The organism is Aeromonas sp. L_1B5_3 (genome assembly GCF_963866575.1).
Lineage (GTDB): Bacteria > Pseudomonadota > Gammaproteobacteria > Enterobacterales > Aeromonadaceae > Aeromonas > Aeromonas jandaei.
In genome coordinates, this window is sequence record NZ_CAWMDN010000001.1 from 135,324 (window position 1) to 152,178 (window position 16,855).

Here is a 16,855-nt window from a genome sequence, read left to right on the forward strand (position 1 = left end):
CCCGGTCAAAGGGCCCGGAGAGGATTTTCCGGTCGTGCCAGCTGATCGAAGGCGGCGAATACCGGCGCACTGGCAAGAATGCGACCGTGGCCCAGACCCCGGGTGCTTACCAGCCGGGTATGCCCATCCTGGCTGGCCCGCAGGGAGTCGCTATGGGGGGCGAATCTGTCCTCTTCGTCATGCACTATGATGGCATCACCACTGCGGCTGGCAAGGCGACCCAGTGGATCGACCGTGCTCAATGGGTGCTGATACTCCTGTTCAATCTCCTTGACCACCGCATCGAACAGCCGGATGGAGTAGCCGGAGCGTGCCACCATGCCGTAGAGCTGGGGCACATAGTCGAGCACTGGCGAGATGAGCAGCAGCGGCAGCCCGTCAAGATGCTGCTGGCGGCTGGAGAGGGTGACGGCGCCCCCCATACTGTGGGCGATAACCCCATGGACAGGGCCCACTTCCGTTGCCAGCCGGGCGGTCAACTCGTCGAAGGCGCGCACGAAGCGAGGCAGGTGGCCGGTATGACCGGCGCTGTGGCCGTGGGCCGGGTGATCGTAGGCTATTGCCGTAAAACCCTGTGCGGCGATATGGCTCATCAGCGGATAGAACTGGCTGGCACTGCCTGACCAGCCGTGCATCAGCAGCCAGAGCGGCCCCTGACCGAGCCGGTAGCTCATCAGCGTCCCTTCGCTGGTATGGACGGCCTGCTTGACCAGACCGGCTGGCGCTGCGTTGTCCCGCTGGTTGCGCTGGGGGGTCAGCAGCAACTTGCTGGCGGTGCGCTTGGCATGGCCGGGTGCCAGGGTATGGTGCAATCGGGTGCCGATCCCCAGCAGCCATTTGCTCGGGCTGAAGCGGCGGGTGTTGAAGTAGATCTTGCTGCTCATGGTCATCCTGTGGTTTTTATGTGCGAACGGTCGTGCTTTTTTGTCGGTTTTAAAAAAGGATTGCCAGGAGATCAGCGCCAGCTGGCGAGCAGATCTTCCACTTCGGGCCAGAAGTGGCGGGCCGGATCCTGACACAGATTGAGGGCGTTGAACACCTGATCTGCCAGATAGAGGCCATAGAGGCGGTAGACGGCACGCCAGGGATCCATCCCCTCGCGCCACTCCCCCTCCAGCTGTCCCTGTGCGACCTGACGAGCCAGATAGTCGAGCCAGAAGCGCACCAGCTGGCGGGCGGCCTGCTGCACCTCACCCTCCTGCGCCGAAGTCCAGGCATCGAGAAACATGCAGCGTCCGGCAAAGCTCTGGTTCCAGGCCAGCCAGGCCTGCAACAGGGCGATCAGCTTGTCGTGCTGGTTCTGATGTTCCTGCTGGCGCACTGGCTGGATCACCCGCTCCCGAAACACTTCGGCAGCGTACTCCAGCACGGCGATCTGCAGATTGTCGCGAGAGTGGAAGTGGGCGAACAGGCCGCTTTTGGACATCTCGCAGGCATTGGCAAGCGAGCCGATGGTGAGGCTCTCCAGCCCTTGCTGGCTCGCCTGCTCGAAGGCTGTCTGCAAAATGTTTTCCCGGGTCAGGCGCCCCTTGCTCATCACGATCTCCTCATGGCTGGTGGCAGCATAAAGTACGATCGTGCTATTTGTCGAGCGGCAGATAAGTGGCGGGCTGGATGGGAGGGCTCAACCCTCCTTGATATCCATCTGCTGCAACGCGATGACTGCCTGAGTACGGTTTTTGACCCCCAGTTTGCGGAAAATCGCCGTGATATGGGCCTTGATGGTGGCTTCTGAGACGTTGAGCTCCCAGGCAATCTGCTTGTTGAGGCTGCCATCGCGCAGCATGATCAGCACCTTGTACTGCTGGGGGGTAAGGCTGGCCAGCTTGCTGGCGAAATCGGGGCCATCTTCCGATTCGGGATGGAGCGAGATCCCCTCCGGCACCCAGTTATCGCCCCCGATCACCGTATTGAGGGCGGTGACCAGCTCCTTCATCGGCGCCGATTTGGGGATGAAGCCGAGTGCGCCAAGGCGCAACACCTGCTGGATGATGGCGGGATCTTCCGAGGCAGATACCACCACGACCGGCAGGTCGGGATACTGGCCGCGCAGGTGAGCCAGCCCTTCAAAGCCGTTGGCGCCCGGCATCTTGAGATCGAGCAGCAGCAGGTCGACCTCCGGATGCTCGCCGAGGAGGTGGGTAAGGCTGTCGATGGAGTCCGCTTCCAGCAGATGGGCATCGTTGATGGCCATGTGCACCGCTTGATAGAGGGCGCCCCGAAACAGGGGGTGGTCATCTGCGATGACGATGGTAAATTGGCTGTCCATATCTCAGTTAATGGCTCACATGGTTGCTAACTGATTGTTTTGAAAAATCAAACTAGCATCGCTCATCGGGAGGGTCAAACCTGCCTGTGCGCAAATGTGAAGCGGGCGCCGGATGTCGTGCCAAGAGGCAGACGGGGCGTAAAGCGCAAGTCCCTGCAGGAGGCAAAGATGGGAGTTCTGGTATTGACGGTGGGCACGGGCTCCACCTGGGCGATGCGGGCGGCACTGGTGCTGGCCATGAGCGGCCTGACATGGCAGGAGCAGGTGTTCGATCTGGAAGATGCCAAGTCGTTGGTGCGGCTCAAGCGGGTGGCGCCGGCCGGGCTGGTGCCCTGGCTCGAACATGATGGCGTGCGGGTACACGACTCGCTGGCTATCGCCGAATATGTTCACGAGCTGTGCCCCGATCGCCAACTCTATCCCGCATCTCAGGCCGAGCGGGCATTGGCTCGCAGCCTCTGCGCCGAGCTGCACGCCGGTTTTCGCCAGATCCGCACTCTGTTGCCCTTCTTTCTTGGTGCTCCCACCCGCAGCGAGCCGCCGGTTGAGGCGGTGGGCGAACTGGCCCGTTTGCAGGAGATCTGGTCGCAGGCGCGGGGCCCCTTCTACTTTGGCGAGGCGGGCATTGTCGACGCCTTCTATGCGGTGATGGCCTATCGGCTGGCCAGCTACGGTATCCAGTTGCCCGGTCAGGCGGGGGTCTATCAGCAGGCACTGCTGGCCTGGCCGTTGTGGCAGGAGACCCTGGTCAAAGCGCGCCTGCAGTGGCCAGCGGCTGTACGCCAGACGCAGTAAGCCGATAGACGTGCAAAAGAGAGGGGAGCCACTGGCTCCCCTCTCTTGTTTTCTCAGCCTCTTCGCCTCTATTTTTCCCGGCCGGCGAACACGATGACCACCTTGTCATCCCCCTTCTCCCGCACGAAGGCATAGGGGCTGTCGGCCAGCTTCTTGTGGCTGCCCGCTGCCACCGCCGGGTGGGCGGCACGGAACTGGCCGAGCCGCTGCCAGTGCTTGACCAGTTCGGCCTTGTCGCCGCCGGCCAGCTCCTGCCAGTTCATGTCCGAGCGCAGTGCCTGATCGAACACGCCGCCATCCTTGGCTAGCCCACGGCCGGATTCATCGCCGTAGTAGATCTGGATACCGCCCGGCAGCAGCATAAAGCTGCTGGCAACCCGGCGCTGCAGTGGCACGTCCTGATAGTCGCCGAAGAACAGCTTGGTGTCGTGGGAGCTGATGTAGCTCAGCACGTTGAACTCGGGGTCCTGATTGATGCGACTGGCGTAGCTGGCATAGGTGGGCTCGGCACTGGCCAGACACTGGGCCTGGGGCAGGGCGAACTCGCGCTGGTAGTCGAAGTTGATCAGCGAATCGAAGCCGTTCTGATACCAGAAATCCTTGGCCACCCCGTGATCCCACACCTCACCCACCATGTAGAAGGGCAGGTCGTCGAGCTTCTTGGTCGGGTTGGCGACCTTCCACTCCTTGAGAGCAGCAGTGCCAGCCTGCTTGAGGCGGGCCCAGACCTCGGGCTCCAGATGTTTGACGGTATCGGCCCGAAAGCCGTCGATGCCAAAGCGGCGCACCCAGTCGGTGTGCCAGGCGATGAGATAGTCGCTCACAGTGGCGTTGGGCAACACTTTGGCCTTGGTATCTTTTTTCGCCGCCAACAGCGGCGGCAGCCCCACCGGCTTGGTGGATTCGGTCAGAAAGTCCGGCAGCCCCGCCACCGAGCCGGTGACGTCGTCAGTGCCGGGCTGCGGATAACCGGGCAGACCGGCGCGCACCCAGTCGCCGCTCCACCACTGGTCCCACTTCGGCGACTGGTAGTCGATGAACTGGTTGTAGCCATTCCAGTTGAGGCCACCGCTCGGGCGCCACTGGTTCCAGACGGTCGGCAGCTTGTCTGTGTTCTGTGTGAGATCGGTAAGCCCCAAATCCTGCAGGTCGGCGAGGGTGGCGTAACCGGCGTGGTTCATCACCACGTCGAGGATGATGCGCATGCCGCGCTTGTGGGCCTCGTCCACCAGGGTCTTGAGGCTCTCTTCGTCGCCGTAGTTGGGGTCAATTTTGGTGAAGTCGAGCGCCCAGTAGCCGTGATAGGCGTAGAAGGGGAAGTTGCCCTGCTCGCCGCCGCCAATGAAGCCGTGCACCTGCTCCACCATGGGGGTGATCCAGATGGCGTTGATGCCGAGTTGCTTGATGTAGTCGAGTTTCTCGGTCAGCCCCTTGAAGTCACCGCCGTGCCAGGTGGCCACTTCATCCTGACCATCCTTCTGGCGCCCGAAGCTGTGGTCATTGGCGGGCTCGCCATTGTTGAAGCGGTCGGTCAGCAGGAAATAGACACTCGCCTGATCCCAGCTGAATGGCGCTGGCTTGGTTGCCTTGACCGGCTCGAGCAGCAGCAGGCCGCCGCTCTCTTTGCTCGGCGTCAGGGTCAGCTTGCCGCCCTTGACCACATTCTCCTGACCGGAGTAGGCATCCCGCAGTTGGGTGCCGTCGGGCCAGACTCCTTTCAGGGATACGGTGACCGGGCCGCCATCCCAGCTGATGCAGGGCTCCTCCGGCGGCTGGCGCTTGAACTCGCTCTTTTTGGTCGCCCGCAGCACCTTGAGGCTGGGGGTATCCGGGTTGAAGGTGAACTGATAATCCCCCGCCAGCATCACTCGCAGGTTAAAGCTCTGCCCCTTGCTGCACTTGTCCATGGGCTGGGCGGTGCCGAAGGGGAGAGGCTTGCTTTCGCTCGGGCCGAAGCTGGTACCGCAACTGTTGCCCGCGTCGCTGATGCGGATCTGGTGGCTCCCCTTGGTGAGGGTGTGGGTCAGCTCGACCGCCCCCTTGTCCAGCGCGATCGGGGTCGCTACCGGTTGGCCATCCACATAGAGGTGAACCTCGGGAGCGGCCATGGCCTGACCGATCAACAGAGGGCTGGCAAGCAGGGCGAGCCAGAGAGGGGATAAGTTGGGAGCGCAACGCATAAGCCATTCCTTGAGCAGGGCAGTTCGGATAAGGGCCCATTCTAGGAGGAGCAAAGAGAGCCTTGGATCGACAAAATGCCGATTTGTGACATCAGTTCAAATGGTTACGTTTTCAAGCCGAGCAAAGTGTGACGGGGAGTGGCAGGGGAACGCAGCCGATAAAAAGAGCGGCCATAAAAAATGCCGGTCAGTTGACCGGCATTTGAGGTTTCAGCCATCGCCGTCATATCAGACGGTGAAGAACTTGAAGTTGACGAAGGCCACCGCGATGAAGGAGGCAACCATGCCGCTGATGCAGAGCACCGCCGGGCGCATGGCGGGCCAGCGATGGGTCAGCAGGATCAGCGCCAGCATGGTCGGGTAGAGACCGAACATGTAACGCGGCATGGCGTTGAGGCCGGTCATCAGCGGAATGGTGCAGCAGATGAACATCAGGGTCGCTTCGGCCCAGCGCTTCTGGCTGAACAGGTAGAGGTTCAGACCCCAGCCGAAGATCACCATGATGGAGAGGTAGGCCTTGCGACCACCCAGCTCGAAACCGCTCAGCCACCAGTCCAGCGGGCTGTCCATATAACGGCCCCATGCCACCTGAATGTGCTTGAAGGCCATCGCATCACCGGTGAGGTGATATAGGTAGAGCATGTAGGCAAACAGGCCAAAGGGGATCATCCAGAGGGTGAAGACCACCTTGAAGGCGCGCTCGGTAAAGCGGAAGAACTCGCGCCAGCCGTAAGCCTGCAGCGCCAGGATCAGCACCGGGAAGACCATCATCACACCCAGGTTGCGGGTGGCGGAGATGAACACTCCGAGCAGTGCCACCATCAGCCACTGCTGCCGGTAGGCAAACAGGAACATCCCCAGCATCAGCGCCATAAAGGTCGACTCGGTATAACCGGAGACGAAGTAGGCGGAGAAGGGGGAGAAGGCCAGCAGCCAGACGCCGAAACGTGCGGTGTCATCACCCAGCTTGAGCTGGCGCAGCACCAGCAGCATCAGCGGCAGGCTGGCGAAGAAGGAGGCGTTGGCGACAATGATGAGGCCGATCAGGCTCTCGACATTGAGCAGGTTGGAGATGGCGCCGGAGACCATCGGATAGAGCGGCATGAAGGCCCAGTTGGCCGCATTGCCCTTGCTCAGCCAGCGCGGGTAGAGGTCGTAGCCGTTTTCGATGATGCGCTGGAACCAGACGCAGTCGAACTGGCAATAGGCTTGCAGTGGCCCGATACCGGGAGTGCCATAGAGCTGGACACCGAAGTAACCCATGCCATAGAGGGCAACACGGCTCAGCACGAAGGCGGCAATGATCATCAGCCAGTCACGGCCGCTGATGCGCAGTGACGGGCGATAGGGGAGGCTGTCCCCGGGCAGGGAAGCGGTATTGGTCATGTCATTCATCAGGCAAAAACCCAGACGCGAGAGAGGATGTAGGTGAGTACAGTGACGGTCAGGGTGGCAATAACCACCGGGACGAGACCGGAGAGACCCGCAAACAGCAGACCGCTCAGGATCAGGTTACGCACCGCCAGCGAGAAGAGGGCGACCAGCAGAAACTTGCTGGCGGCTCCCTGCTTCTGGAAGGTGATGTAACGGTGACCGAAGAACGAAAACCAGAAGGCGACGGCAAAAGCCAGTGTCGTCACCAGATGTTCGGAGATGGTTGGCCAGGTGTGAAACAGGGCGATGGAGGTGCCCAGATCGACGAGGGTAGCCCCCCCGCCGACAAAACCGAAACGAACCAGCCGCCAGAATTCCTCGCGGGAGATCATCAGGACGCTTGCTCCTGCTGCTCTTGTTGCTCGTCATCCTGCTTGTTGCCCGCCTCCTTGGCGTACTGGCCGTAGACTCCCTCGATGAGGTAGACAGGGCGCTGTTTCACCTCCACGAACATGCGGCCGATATACTCGCCGATGATACCGAGGGACAGCAGCTGGATACCGCCGAGGAACAGCACCACCGACATCAGAGAGGCATAACCCGGTACGTCGATACCGAAGAAGAGCACCTGGGTGATGATTTTCAGGATGTAGAGGAAGGCAACCAGCGAGACGCTCACGCCCACATAGCTCCACACCCGCAGCGGCCAGCTGGAGAAGCTGAGCAGACCGTCGAGGGCGAAGTTCCACAGTTTCCAGTAGTTGAACTTGGTCTCGCCGGCATGACGGGCGGGACGCTCGTAGGGAACGCCAACGGCACGGAAACCGGCCCAGGCAAACAGCCCCTTCATGAAGCGGTTGCGCTCGGGCAGTTGCTTGATAGCCTCAACCACCTTGCGGTCGATCAGGCGGAAGTCACCGGCGTTCTCCGGCAGCTTGGTGCTGGTGGAGAGGGCGTTGAAAAAGCGGTAGAAGCCGCCGGCAGTCAGGCGCTTCATCGGGGTATCGGCGCTGCGATCGACGCGGATGCCGTAGACGGTGTCGTAGTCACCGGTTTGCCACAGTTTGACGAACTCCAGGATCAGGGCGGGAGGATCCTGCAGATCCACGTCCATCGGCACGATGGCATCGCCTTTGGCCTGATGCAGACCGGCGGTGAGGGCTGCCTCTTTACCAAAGTTGCGGGCCAGGTTGACCAGGGTTACGCGGGGATCGCGGGCGATGGCCTGCTCGACCACTTCACGGGTGCGGTCACGGCTGCCATCGTTGACGAATACAATTTCAAGCTGGTCTTTCAGCGGGGCCAGTTCGTTGTCTATCGCGTTGATGAAGGCATCGATGCTCTCTTCCTCGTTGTAAACGGGAACGACCAGAGAGAGTCGAAAATCTGGATACGACATAAGAACGTCCTTATTGGATAGTAGTTTTTATAAAACGGTGTTCAGGGCAAATATCACTGGGCAACGGTCAGGCGCACTGATTGAACGTTGATGGGGGTTGGTGCCGAGAGCGCCAGAAAATTGGGGCGCTTGGGGTCTGCGGTGAGTGAATCCCCCGGCAGGCTGAGGCGGATTTCGTTAATCCCGGCCTTGGCCAGTTTGACCGTGGTGGTAAAGTCGTGACCGAGCGCTACCTGCAGCAGAGCCCCCGCTTGCGGGCTGTTGACGCGAGCGTGGATGGTCAGCTCTTCCGGATTGGCAGCCTGCTTGGGCAGCACGAAGTAGAGGCCGCCCTTGCCGCTCAGCTGGGTGCCTTCTTCGCTCGGCTTTTTAGCCCAGCCTTCGCTCGACAGGAAACGGCTCGGCTTGGTGAGGTTGAGCTCGTTGCCCGGCAGGTAGGTCATGCTGGAGTTGTGTTCCCAGAAACGGGTTTTCCCCTCCAGATAATAGAGTCGGTAGGCCAGACTCACGTTGGGGTGAGCCGCCAGATAGAGGGTGTAAAGATAGAAACCGCTCAGCGCCAGGATGGCGGTCAGAAAACCAAACTTTTTATACGTCATATCACTCTCTACGCCTGACTGAAATTGGTAGGCAGATCTCGCGCATATGCTAATCCAATTGCAAAAAAAGCATAGTGGATCACAAAAAAATATTTGGTCACATATTAACCCCTTTTGCGCGATGCTCCAAACCCTATGCGACTGTTTGTTGATAAAACAAACATTATGGAAGTGGCTGATTACAAAGGAATGCTTCTCTTTGGCATAAGAAAATGGTGCTGTTTGCTGCGTCATTTTCTTGCGGATGGCGTCACTGGCGTTACTGATAGTTCCAATAGCACTGATATGAGCCCCTTTTTTACCTGCTTACCCCTTCAGTCAGTCGAGGTGGCAGTCGATAAACCTGATGCGTTTTGGGTGCCAAGACGTGGTCATCACACACTGGTTGACCGCCTGCTCTGTAGCGGCTTTACGCATGTCGGTGCAGCACTGGTGAGCAGCTGGCTTTTATATGGCGATTGGCGGCCAGAAGTTGGTTCTTCCGTTAGCAGCAACGGGTGAATTGGCCGATTGCGATTCAATCAATGACAATGAAATTATCTGGTGGTGCTATGTTCCGGGGTGCTGGCAAAGTGATAGCCATTCACGCATCATGAGCAGCCGGACCAGAGGGTCTGACAGAGTGAACACATCGTTTTGAGGTATCCATGGGGATGAAGTATTGGCTGGCACTTGCCAATCTGGTCTGGTTTGGCTGTTTGCCTGCCGGAGTAGTGCATGCGGCCGAGGCACAGGTGGTAGTCGCTGCCAGCAAAACCCAGCATGACTGGTATCAGGGCAGCAAGGCCGAACAGGCCCGTATCGAGTTGGAGCAGCAGCTGCAGGAAGCGGTACTTGCCCAGCTCCATCCCGATTTCTTCAAGCTCTGGCGACGGATGCAGGCAACTCCTGCTGCGGCGCGGGGCGCTATTTATGATGAAGCGTTCGCCAAGCTGGGTCGCTTTCAGTATGCCTGGCGCTCGATGGATCTGGTCTCCCGGGAACAGATGAAGACGCTCAAGTTCGACCTGAACCGTCCCGTGGTCACCAAACCAAGCGATGATGACCTGCTCACTCAGGTGAAATCGCTGCGCCCTCAGGTGGCTGAATATGATGCGGTTCGGGAGAAGGTCCACAAGCTTTTGGCGATGCCGATGGCCAACAAGTGGCCCACCCTCGACATGCCGACCCTGCGTGCCGGCGAGAGCTCTGACGAGCTTGGCCAGATCCGTACCATGCTCAACGAGTTGGGAGATAGCGCGCCCAGGCACAGCGATGCCATCTATGACGCTGATACCGAGCAGGCCATCAAGCAGTTCCAGCGTCGTCACGGCCTGACCGCCGATGGCGTGATCGGCCGTCAGACCCGCTCCTGGCTCAATACCGGGCCGCAAGTTCGTGCCAGCCTGCTGCTGCGTAACCTCTGGCGCCGTGATCTGGTCGATCAGCTGAGCAAGCCCCGTTATGTGCTGGTCAACATTCCTGACTATCGCCTGAGCGTGGTGGAGTCCGGTAACGAGGTCTTTACCAGCCGGGTCATCGTCGGCAAGGAGCAGCGTGCTACGCCCATCCTCGCCAGCGAAATTCGTTCCATCGTGCTCAACCCCTCCTGGCATGTGCCGCGCTCCATTCTGAGCAAGGATATTTTGCCCAAGCTGAGTCGCGATCCTGCCTATCTGAGTCGTGAGCAGTTCGATGTGATCGATGGCGAGGGCAATCCGGTCCAGTTCACCGAAGAGGGGTGGCGTCAGGCGCTGGCCGCCGGTTTCCCTTATCGTCTGCGGCAAAAGCCGGGCGATCACAACGCGCTCGGTCGCTACAAGTTTTACCTGCCCAACAACGAGGCCATCTACCTCCACTCGACTCCACGCAAATCCCTGTTTGAGCAGGGGGCTCGCGCCTTCAGCTCGGGTTGTATCCGGGTCGAGCATGCCGATGATCTGGCCGAACTGTTGCTGGCTGACTCCCGCTACCAGCCGGACAAGGTGGCGTCGATCCTCAAGGAGAGCGAGACCAAGTGGTTGCCGCTGACCAAGCCGATCCCGGTCTTTACCGTCTACTGGAGCAGCTGGATCGACGAAGATGGTCGTCAGCAACTGCGCAATGACATCTACGGATTTGATCGGGTCAGCTTCCAGAGCCGTCTGCTGTGATCCCTGCCACAGAGTGAAAAGCCCGGCCATGGCCGGGCTTTTTCATGGGCGAGAGAGGTTTGACATGATCCCGGTCGGGAGGTAGTTTCAAGCGCCTGAACCGAATTCATTGAACAATCTTTATTCAACCATGTCGCTTGAATCTGCGATGGACGGACCCCTTATGCTGGAACAAGAGATAAGTCGTCGTCGCCTGTTGCTGGGAGCCGGTTGCCTGCTGGGTAGCTCGCTGGTCTCTTTCCCGGCGCTGGCAAGCCGCAGTACCACTGGTCGTGAACTGAGCTTTTTCAATCTCAACACCGGTGAGCGGGCAAGGGTCAGTTATTGGGAGAATGGCCGCTATCTCAATGACGGGCTGGCCGAACTGAACCATATCTTCCGTGACTATCGTTGCAACGAAGTGTTCGACATCGATACCAAGCTGTTCGATCAGCTCTTCCTGCTGCAGCACAAACTGGGACGGCGAGGGGAGATCCAGCTCATCTCCGGTTATCGGGCTCCGGCGACCAATCGCCAGAAGCGCCGCAGAAGCCGCGGGGTTGCCAAGCATAGCTACCACACTCTGGGGCAGGCGGTCGATGTGCGCATTCCCGGCGTTCAGCTGGCCAATCTGCGCAAGGCTGCGCTCCATCTCAAGGTCGGTGGCGTCGGCTACTACCCCCATGACAACTTCGTTCACCTCGATACCGGCCCTGTACGAAGCTGGTGATCACCCGGGCCAACCTGTTAGGCTCCAATGATTGAGAGAGGAGAGACAGATGAAACGTCTGGTAACGGGGATCCTGATCGCCCTGGCATTGACCGGTTGCAGCAAGCTCAACCGCGACAACTACGACAAACTGAAGATGGGGATGAGCTACGCCGAGGCCAGCGCCATTCTTGGCAAAGCCGAGCGTTGTGACGATGCACTGGGTACCACCAGCTGTATCTGGGGTAGTGATGGCAAGAACATCAAGATCCGCTTCATCGCCGACAAGGCGACCTTCTTCAGTTCGGAAGGGATTAACTGAGGCTGCAAGAGCCCATGAAAAAAGCGCCATACCGGCGCTTTTTTGTTGTCCGCAATCCGGGCTGTCTCGCCAAAAGCTGGCGTACTCAGTGGGTTGCGTATTGGTAGTTGAAGGTGGGCAATCCCCACTTGAAGCGAACCGCCAGGAGGCGCAACACAAAGCCGATGCCAATCGCCCCAAAGGCCGCCCAGTTGGTCGGCAGCCCCTGATCCAGCGCCAGGCAATAGAGGGCAGCCGTGATGAGGGAAATGGCGGCATAGAGCTCGCGGCGAAACACCAGTGGAATGCGTTGGCAGAGCAGATCCCGCAGCACCCCGCCAAAGACCCCGGTCACGACCGCCATGATGCAGGCGATGCCGGCACTATGCCCCATCTCCAGTGCCCTTGCTGCGCCGAAAATGGAGAAGACCACCAGACCCAGCGCATCGAGCGCCATAAAGAGCTTGCCGAGGTAGCGCATCAGCGGCGCCGAGATGACCCCGGCCATGGCCGAGCCCGCGACAAGCAGCACATATTCCGGATGCTCGACCCAGAGCAGGGGATAGTGCCCCAGCAGCACATCGCGGATGGTACCGCCGCCGATGGCGGTTGCCGAGGCAATGATCACCACACCAAACAGATCCATCCGTCGCCGGCCTGCTGCCAGCGCACCAGTCATCCCTTCGGCCACCAGGCCCAGCAAGAAGAGTGCATGTAACATGAGATATCCCAGGGTACGAGAAAGGCGAGCATCCTAACAACTCGGACTATATGGGACAAGCAAAGCAATATATCCATTATTTTAATTCATGCGAAAATGCAAAAAGGCACCTTAATAGGTGCCTTTTTAATCACCGTTTGAGGATCAGCGGCGCAGCTGCTCCTGCGGGTAGTGATCGACCCAGATGGCGGTGGCGCCACAGATGGCGACCGGCATCACGAACAGGTTCACCACCGGAATGGCGGAGAAGAGGGTCACCAAAGCGCCAAAGCTGAGGCACTGGCCACGGCGCTGCTTCAAGGCATCGCGCATGGTGATAAAGTCGATCTTGTGGTTGTCGAACGGATAGTCGATGTACTGGATCGCCATCATCCAGGCGCTGAACAGGAACCAGATCACGGGGGCTAAAGTCTGGCCGACCACGGGAATAAGAAAGAGGATGAGACAGCCGATCGCCTTGGGCAGGTAGTACTTGAGCTTCTTCCACTCGCGACCGAAGGTGCGCGGCACATCCTTGACGATATCGAGCATGCCGCTGTCGTTGGGCGCCTCGCCGGTCAGGATCTGCTCCACCTTTTCAGCCAGCAGCCCGTTGAAAGGGGCGGCAATCCAGTTGGCGACCGAGCTGAAGATAAAGGAGAAGACCACCAGTATGGTGATGAGGGCGATTGGCCAGAGCAAGTAGTCCAGCCAGTTTAGCCAGGCCGGGATCTGCTGGTGCAGCCAGGCGAACAGGCTGTCGAGTTGCAACAGCAGAGCATAGAAGGCGCCGGCGAACAGCACGAAGTTGACCAGCAGGGGGATCAGCACGAAGGTGCGGATGCCGGGCTGGCGGATGAGGGAAAAACCGCGCAGGAAGTAATCTGCACCGCTGATTGACGCTTTGACCATATGGGGTGATTGGCTCATATGAGCTCCATCTGTGCATGGGAAGACAGTCAGCATATTACAAACAAGCTTTTGATTTGGTAAAGTCGCCTGCCCGCCTCCCCTTTATTTAGCCACTGATACAGGTCGCCATGCGTCTGAAACTGATCAAACTCGCCGGCTTCAAGTCGTTTGTCGAGCCGACCCGCATCGAGCTCAATGCCGACATGACCGCAGTGGTCGGGCCCAATGGCTGTGGCAAATCCAACGTGATCGACGCTGTGCGCTGGGTGCTTGGCGAGAGTTCGGCCCGCCATCTGCGCGGCGAGAACATGACGGATGTCATCTTCAACGGCTCCGTCAACCGCACCGCCCATGCCCGCGCCTCGGTCGAGCTGGTGTTCGACAATCCCCATAACCGGGTGCCCGGCGAGTTCGGCCGCTTTACCGAGATCTCGGTGCGTCGCGAAGTGCTGCGTGACGGCACCAACCACTATCAGATCAATGGCCAGAAGTGCCGTCGAAAGGATGTGACCGACCTCTTCCTCGGTACCGGCCTCGGACCCCGCAGTTACGCCATCATCGAGCAGGGCACTGTCAGCCGGCTGGTGGAGTCCCGTCCCGCCGATCTCAAGCTCTTTATGGAGGAGGCGGCTGGCGTCTCCCGTTACAAGGAGCGGCGCCGCGAAACCGAACAGCGTATTCGCCATACCCAGGAGAATCTGGAGCGTCTGGGCGATATCCGCGGCGAGCTGGGCTCCCGTCTCGACCACCTCAAGGCGCAGGCCGAAACCGCAGAGCGCTACAAACAGCTCAAGAGCCGTTCGCGGGCTGCTCGCTCCGAGTTGATTGGCTCCGAGCTGTGGGCACTGGAGACTCGTCTTGGCGAGGCCAAGAGCGAGCTGGCGCAGGTCGAACAGGCATTGGCAGCGCTCGATGCCAAGCGCACCGCCGACGAGGGACGCCACGTCACCCTCTCGGTGGCCCGGCAGGAGGCGCAGGCCGAGCAAGCCAATCGGCAACAACAGATTTTTCTTGGTGGGCAGGCCATCGCCCGCCTTGAACAGCAACAGCTGCACCAGAGCGAGCTTGGCCGTGACTTGCAGGCGCGCACCCTGGCTCTCGGGGAGCGCATCACCAGCCGCAAGGCGCAGCTGGCGAGCCAGCAGGAGCAGCTGACTGAAGGCGTGCTAAGAAGCGAGCTGGAAGAGGCGCGGCTGGAGCAGTGTGAGCAGTTGCTCACCGAGCAGCAAGAAGCCCGACTGCAAGCCAGCGAGCAGCTTGAGCAGACCCGCCAGCAGCAGCAACAGTGGCAGCAGCAGGTGACCCGACTGCAGGGCGAGCTAAACCAGACCCGGGCCCGGCTCGGTGGCCTGCATGAGCTGCAAGCCAAAACCCGACTTGCCCGCCTCAAGCTGGAGGATGAGCGCTCCGGCCCCATCGGCGCAGAGGATGCCGATCTGCAACCGGCCCTCGATACGCTGGGGGGGGAACTGGAGTTGGGCCGGGCGGCAGCCGAGGAGCTGGCGGCGCAGCTTGCGCAGGCCATTGAGGAGCATGAAGCGCTCAAACTGGCCCACAGCCAGCAGCAGGGGTTGCTACGGGAACTGGAGGCGCGCCTGACGACGCTGGATCAGATCCTTGGCGAGCAGATGGAGGGGGCGACTCTGGCGGATCGGCTGCAAGTTGCCCCCGAATGGGCACAGGCGCTCGACAAGGTGCTGGGCCGCTGGCTCACCGCGACCCCTGCGGATGAGTGCAATCCGGCTTTGGGCGGACTCTGGATTGGCCCGGCACTGCCAGCCGTTCCTGGCACCCTGGCCTCCTTGATCAGCGGTGATCACGTTCCCGCCTTCCTCAACGCCATCTGGTTGGCCGATGACAGGGAAGAGGCGCAGGCTCGCCAGCCAACCCTGCTGGCCGGTGAGTCGGTACTGACTCCTGCTGGCGACTGGTTGGGGCCGAACTGGGCGGATATTGGACAGGGCGCTGCGCTCGGTACCATGGCGCTGCTGGGTGAACGTGAGCGGTTGCACACCGAGCAACGCGCTGTAGCCGACGCGCTGGCACAATTGAGCGAGCAGCTGGCAGCAGCCGATGAACGGCGGGCACGCATCGTTAATGCGCAGGAGTTGTCGCAGCGAACCCTGCGCGAGCAGGAGCAAAAATGGCAGCAACTGCGCGAAGCCTGGAGCTTGCAACAAGGTCAGCGACAAGAGCGGTTGCAGCGGCTCGGCCAGCTTGGCGAAGAGTTGCTCCGCCTCGATAAAGAGCAGGCAGAAGAGGCGCAGCGGCTGGCCGAGACCGAGCAACAGCTGGGGCTCGAAGAGGCGCGTCTGGCCGAGTTGCAGGAGCAGGGCGAGCCTCTGAGCGAAGCGTTGCAGGCGGCTCAGGATTTGTTGGGGCGCTGCGAGCGAGCACAGGAAGATACACGCGGGCGGCGCGAGCAGCAGCAGGCGACCTGTCAGCGTTTACAGCTTGAGCTTGGCAACCTGCGCCAACTGATTGCGCTTGGTGAGGAGGAGTTGGCAAGGCTCGGACTGGAGCTGGCCGGACTCAAGAACCCGGAGAACGAAGCGATTCCTGATCTCGCCCCTTTGCTGGCGGAGCAGCGCAATCTGGAGGCGCAGCAACTCGCCTGCCATCAACGGCTGGCGGAGCTGGAACGTCAATTGAGCGAGCTGGATCAGGCGCGCAGCGCCGATCACAAGCAGCTGGTGGTGCTGCAGGAGAAGCTGGCGACCCTGCGCCTTGAGCGCGAGCGCAACCTCACCCGCCGGCAAGGGCTGCACGAGCAGTTCGAAGAGCTGGGGGTTCGACTGGTGGATCTCGATCAGGCGGTGCTGATTGCCGCTGATCGCGGCAAGCTGCGCCAGGAGATCCAGACGCTGGAGACGCAAGTGGAGGCACTTGGCGCCATTAACCTGGCTGCGCTGGAAGAGTACGAAGAGGCGAAAACGCGAGCAACGTATCTGGAAAACCAGTGCCAGGATCTTGAGCAAGCGCTGGAAACCTTGAGCCAAGCCATTAAAAGAATTGATAAAGAGACACAAATACGCTTCCGGGACACTTTCGATAAGGTCAACGAAGATTTAAAATCCCTCTTTCCAAAAGTGTTTGGTGGGGGCAGTGCCTGGCTTGAGCTCACCTCCGATGATCTTTTGGAGGCCGGAGTGAGCATCATGGCGAGACCTCCGGGTAAGAAGAATGCTACCATTGCCCTGCTTTCCGGGGGGGAGAAGGCGTTAACCGCACTTGCGCTGGTTTTTGCCATCTTCAGACTCAATCCAGCACCTTTTTGTCTGCTGGATGAGGTGGATGCACCGCTCGATGAAGTGAACGTCGGTCGCTTCTGTTCTCTTGTCAAAGAGATGTCGAGCACAGTACAGTTCGTTTACATCAGTCATAATAAGGTCTCCATGGAGATGGCTGAGCAGCTGGTTGGCGTCACAATGCAAGAGCCCGGAGTTTCTCGCATTGTGTCGGTCGATATCGGTGAAGCCGTCGCTTTGGCTGAGCAAAACTAGAAA

At 60.0% G+C, this 16,855-nt stretch carries 16 protein-coding genes; 6 read left to right on the top strand and 10 right to left on the bottom strand.

What is annotated here, in order from left to right; translation table 11 throughout:
- Window positions 1-5 precede the first annotated feature (5 nt).
- The 3 genes from AACR93_RS00615 to AACR93_RS00625 form a co-directional block, all read right to left on the bottom strand.
- Window positions 6-884, bottom strand: a complete 879-nt coding sequence (locus tag AACR93_RS00615; RefSeq protein ID WP_043849362.1) for an alpha/beta hydrolase — start codon at window positions 882-884, stop codon at window positions 6-8.
- Window positions 885-955: 71 nt separating this feature from the next.
- Window positions 956-1,537 carry a TetR/AcrR family transcriptional regulator gene (locus tag AACR93_RS00620; RefSeq protein ID WP_042032883.1) on the bottom strand — a complete coding sequence of 194 codons (582 nt, stop codon included), beginning with the start codon at window positions 1,535-1,537 and terminating at the stop codon, window positions 956-958.
- Window positions 1,538-1,624: 87 nt separating this feature from the next.
- A complete protein-coding gene (locus AACR93_RS00625) occupies window positions 1,625-2,269 on the bottom strand; it encodes a response regulator transcription factor (RefSeq protein ID WP_033115787.1) in 645 nt (214 codons plus the stop codon).
- Between the two features lie 168 nt (window positions 2,270-2,437).
- On the opposite strand from AACR93_RS00625, the gene AACR93_RS00630 reads away from it, so the two are divergent.
- On the top strand, window positions 2,438-3,064 hold the full coding sequence (locus tag AACR93_RS00630) for a glutathione S-transferase (RefSeq protein WP_043849363.1): 627 nt from the start codon (window positions 2,438-2,440) through the stop codon (window positions 3,062-3,064).
- Window positions 3,065-3,132: 68 nt separating this feature from the next.
- Here the strand turns inward: AACR93_RS00630 and AACR93_RS00635 are convergent, their stop codons facing one another.
- The 5 genes from AACR93_RS00635 to AACR93_RS00655 form a co-directional block, all read right to left on the bottom strand.
- Window positions 3,133-5,244, bottom strand: coding sequence for an alpha-amylase (locus AACR93_RS00635; protein WP_043849364.1), 2,112 nt, complete (start codon window positions 5,242-5,244; stop codon window positions 3,133-3,135).
- 228 nt (window positions 5,245-5,472) lie between these two features.
- Window positions 5,473-6,639 (bottom strand): hypothetical protein, encoded by a 1,167-nt coding sequence (locus tag AACR93_RS00640; RefSeq protein ID WP_033115784.1) that lies wholly within the window; start codon window positions 6,637-6,639, stop codon window positions 5,473-5,475.
- Window positions 6,639-7,010 (bottom strand): GtrA family protein, encoded by a 372-nt coding sequence (locus tag AACR93_RS00645; RefSeq protein WP_033115783.1) that lies wholly within the window; start codon window positions 7,008-7,010, stop codon window positions 6,639-6,641. The genes AACR93_RS00640 and AACR93_RS00645 overlap by 1 nt, the downstream gene beginning before the upstream one ends.
- The gene (locus tag AACR93_RS00650) at window positions 7,010-8,017 is read right to left on the bottom strand and encodes a glycosyltransferase family 2 protein (RefSeq protein ID WP_042032891.1); all 1,008 of its coding nucleotides are present in this window, start codon (window positions 8,015-8,017) and stop codon (window positions 7,010-7,012) included. The genes AACR93_RS00645 and AACR93_RS00650 overlap by 1 nt, the downstream gene beginning before the upstream one ends.
- Before the next feature lie 53 nt (window positions 8,018-8,070).
- Window positions 8,071-8,616, bottom strand: a complete 546-nt coding sequence (locus AACR93_RS00655; RefSeq protein ID WP_033115781.1) for a hypothetical protein — start codon at window positions 8,614-8,616, stop codon at window positions 8,071-8,073.
- A gap of 135 nt (window positions 8,617-8,751) precedes the next feature.
- On the opposite strand from AACR93_RS00655, the gene AACR93_RS00660 reads away from it, so the two are divergent.
- The 4 genes from AACR93_RS00660 (at window position 8,752) to AACR93_RS00675 (ending at window position 11,758) form a co-directional block, all read left to right on the top strand.
- The gene (locus AACR93_RS00660) at window positions 8,752-9,117 is read left to right on the top strand and encodes a hypothetical protein (protein WP_156152834.1); all 366 of its coding nucleotides are present in this window, start codon (window positions 8,752-8,754) and stop codon (window positions 9,115-9,117) included.
- Between the two features lie 146 nt (window positions 9,118-9,263).
- Window positions 9,264-10,748 carry a L,D-transpeptidase family protein gene (locus tag AACR93_RS00665; RefSeq protein ID WP_043849365.1) on the top strand — a complete coding sequence of 495 codons (1,485 nt, stop codon included), beginning with the start codon at window positions 9,264-9,266 and terminating at the stop codon, window positions 10,746-10,748.
- Window positions 10,749-10,911: 163 nt separating this feature from the next.
- Entirely contained in the window at window positions 10,912-11,457 is a 546-nt protein-coding gene (locus AACR93_RS00670) for a YcbK family protein (protein WP_043849366.1), read from the top strand.
- A gap of 49 nt (window positions 11,458-11,506) precedes the next feature.
- A complete protein-coding gene (locus AACR93_RS00675; RefSeq protein ID WP_041208149.1) occupies window positions 11,507-11,758 on the top strand; it encodes a lipoprotein in 252 nt (83 codons plus the stop codon).
- A gap of 85 nt (window positions 11,759-11,843) precedes the next feature.
- Here AACR93_RS00675 and AACR93_RS00680 read toward each other — a convergent pair whose 3' ends face one another.
- Window positions 11,844-12,458 carry a trimeric intracellular cation channel family protein gene (locus AACR93_RS00680; protein ID WP_043849367.1) on the bottom strand — a complete coding sequence of 205 codons (615 nt, stop codon included), beginning with the start codon at window positions 12,456-12,458 and terminating at the stop codon, window positions 11,844-11,846.
- Window positions 12,459-12,602: 144 nt separating this feature from the next.
- Window positions 12,603-13,367, bottom strand: a complete 765-nt coding sequence (gene cysZ / locus AACR93_RS00685) for a sulfate transporter CysZ (RefSeq protein ID WP_043849368.1) — start codon at window positions 13,365-13,367, stop codon at window positions 12,603-12,605.
- A 110-nt stretch (window positions 13,368-13,477) separates the two neighbouring features.
- On the opposite strand from cysZ, the gene AACR93_RS00690 reads away from it, so the two are divergent.
- Window positions 13,478-16,852 carry an AAA family ATPase gene (locus AACR93_RS00690; RefSeq protein ID WP_043849369.1) on the top strand — a complete coding sequence of 1,125 codons (3,375 nt, stop codon included), beginning with the start codon at window positions 13,478-13,480 and terminating at the stop codon, window positions 16,850-16,852.
- Window positions 16,853-16,855: the final 3 nt, after the last annotated feature.

What these genes read in the sequence shown, in the direction of transcription:
- AACR93_RS00615 (WP_043849362.1), bottom strand. Translation starts at nt 884, where the DNA reads ATGAGCAGCAAGATCTACTTCAACACCCGCCGCTTCAGCCCGAGCAAA.
- AACR93_RS00620 (WP_042032883.1), bottom strand. Translation starts at nt 1,537, where the DNA reads ATGAGCAAGGGGCGCCTGACCCGGGAAAACATTTTGCAGACAGCCTTC.
- AACR93_RS00625 (WP_033115787.1), bottom strand. Translation starts at nt 2,269, where the DNA reads ATGGACAGCCAATTTACCATCGTCATCGCAGATGACCACCCCCTGTTT.
- AACR93_RS00630 (WP_043849363.1), top strand. Translation starts at nt 2,438, where the DNA reads ATGGGAGTTCTGGTATTGACGGTGGGCACGGGCTCCACCTGGGCGATG.
- AACR93_RS00635 (WP_043849364.1), bottom strand. Translation starts at nt 5,244, where the DNA reads ATGCGTTGCGCTCCCAACTTATCCCCTCTCTGGCTCGCCCTGCTTGCC.
- AACR93_RS00640 (WP_033115784.1), bottom strand. Translation starts at nt 6,639, where the DNA reads ATGAATGACATGACCAATACCGCTTCCCTGCCCGGGGACAGCCTCCCC.
- AACR93_RS00645 (WP_033115783.1), bottom strand. Translation starts at nt 7,010, where the DNA reads ATGATCTCCCGCGAGGAATTCTGGCGGCTGGTTCGTTTCGGTTTTGTC.
- AACR93_RS00650 (WP_042032891.1), bottom strand. Translation starts at nt 8,017, where the DNA reads ATGTCGTATCCAGATTTTCGACTCTCTCTGGTCGTTCCCGTTTACAAC.
- AACR93_RS00655 (WP_033115781.1), bottom strand. Translation starts at nt 8,616, where the DNA reads ATGACGTATAAAAAGTTTGGTTTTCTGACCGCCATCCTGGCGCTGAGC.
- AACR93_RS00660 (WP_156152834.1), top strand. Translation starts at nt 8,752, where the DNA reads ATGCGACTGTTTGTTGATAAAACAAACATTATGGAAGTGGCTGATTAC.
- AACR93_RS00665 (WP_043849365.1), top strand. Translation starts at nt 9,264, where the DNA reads ATGGGGATGAAGTATTGGCTGGCACTTGCCAATCTGGTCTGGTTTGGC.
- AACR93_RS00670 (WP_043849366.1), top strand. Translation starts at nt 10,912, where the DNA reads ATGCTGGAACAAGAGATAAGTCGTCGTCGCCTGTTGCTGGGAGCCGGT.
- AACR93_RS00675 (WP_041208149.1), top strand. Translation starts at nt 11,507, where the DNA reads ATGAAACGTCTGGTAACGGGGATCCTGATCGCCCTGGCATTGACCGGT.
- AACR93_RS00680 (WP_043849367.1), bottom strand. Translation starts at nt 12,458, where the DNA reads ATGTTACATGCACTCTTCTTGCTGGGCCTGGTGGCCGAAGGGATGACT.
- cysZ (WP_043849368.1), bottom strand. Translation starts at nt 13,367, where the DNA reads ATGAGCCAATCACCCCATATGGTCAAAGCGTCAATCAGCGGTGCAGAT.
- AACR93_RS00690 (WP_043849369.1), top strand. Translation starts at nt 13,478, where the DNA reads ATGCGTCTGAAACTGATCAAACTCGCCGGCTTCAAGTCGTTTGTCGAG.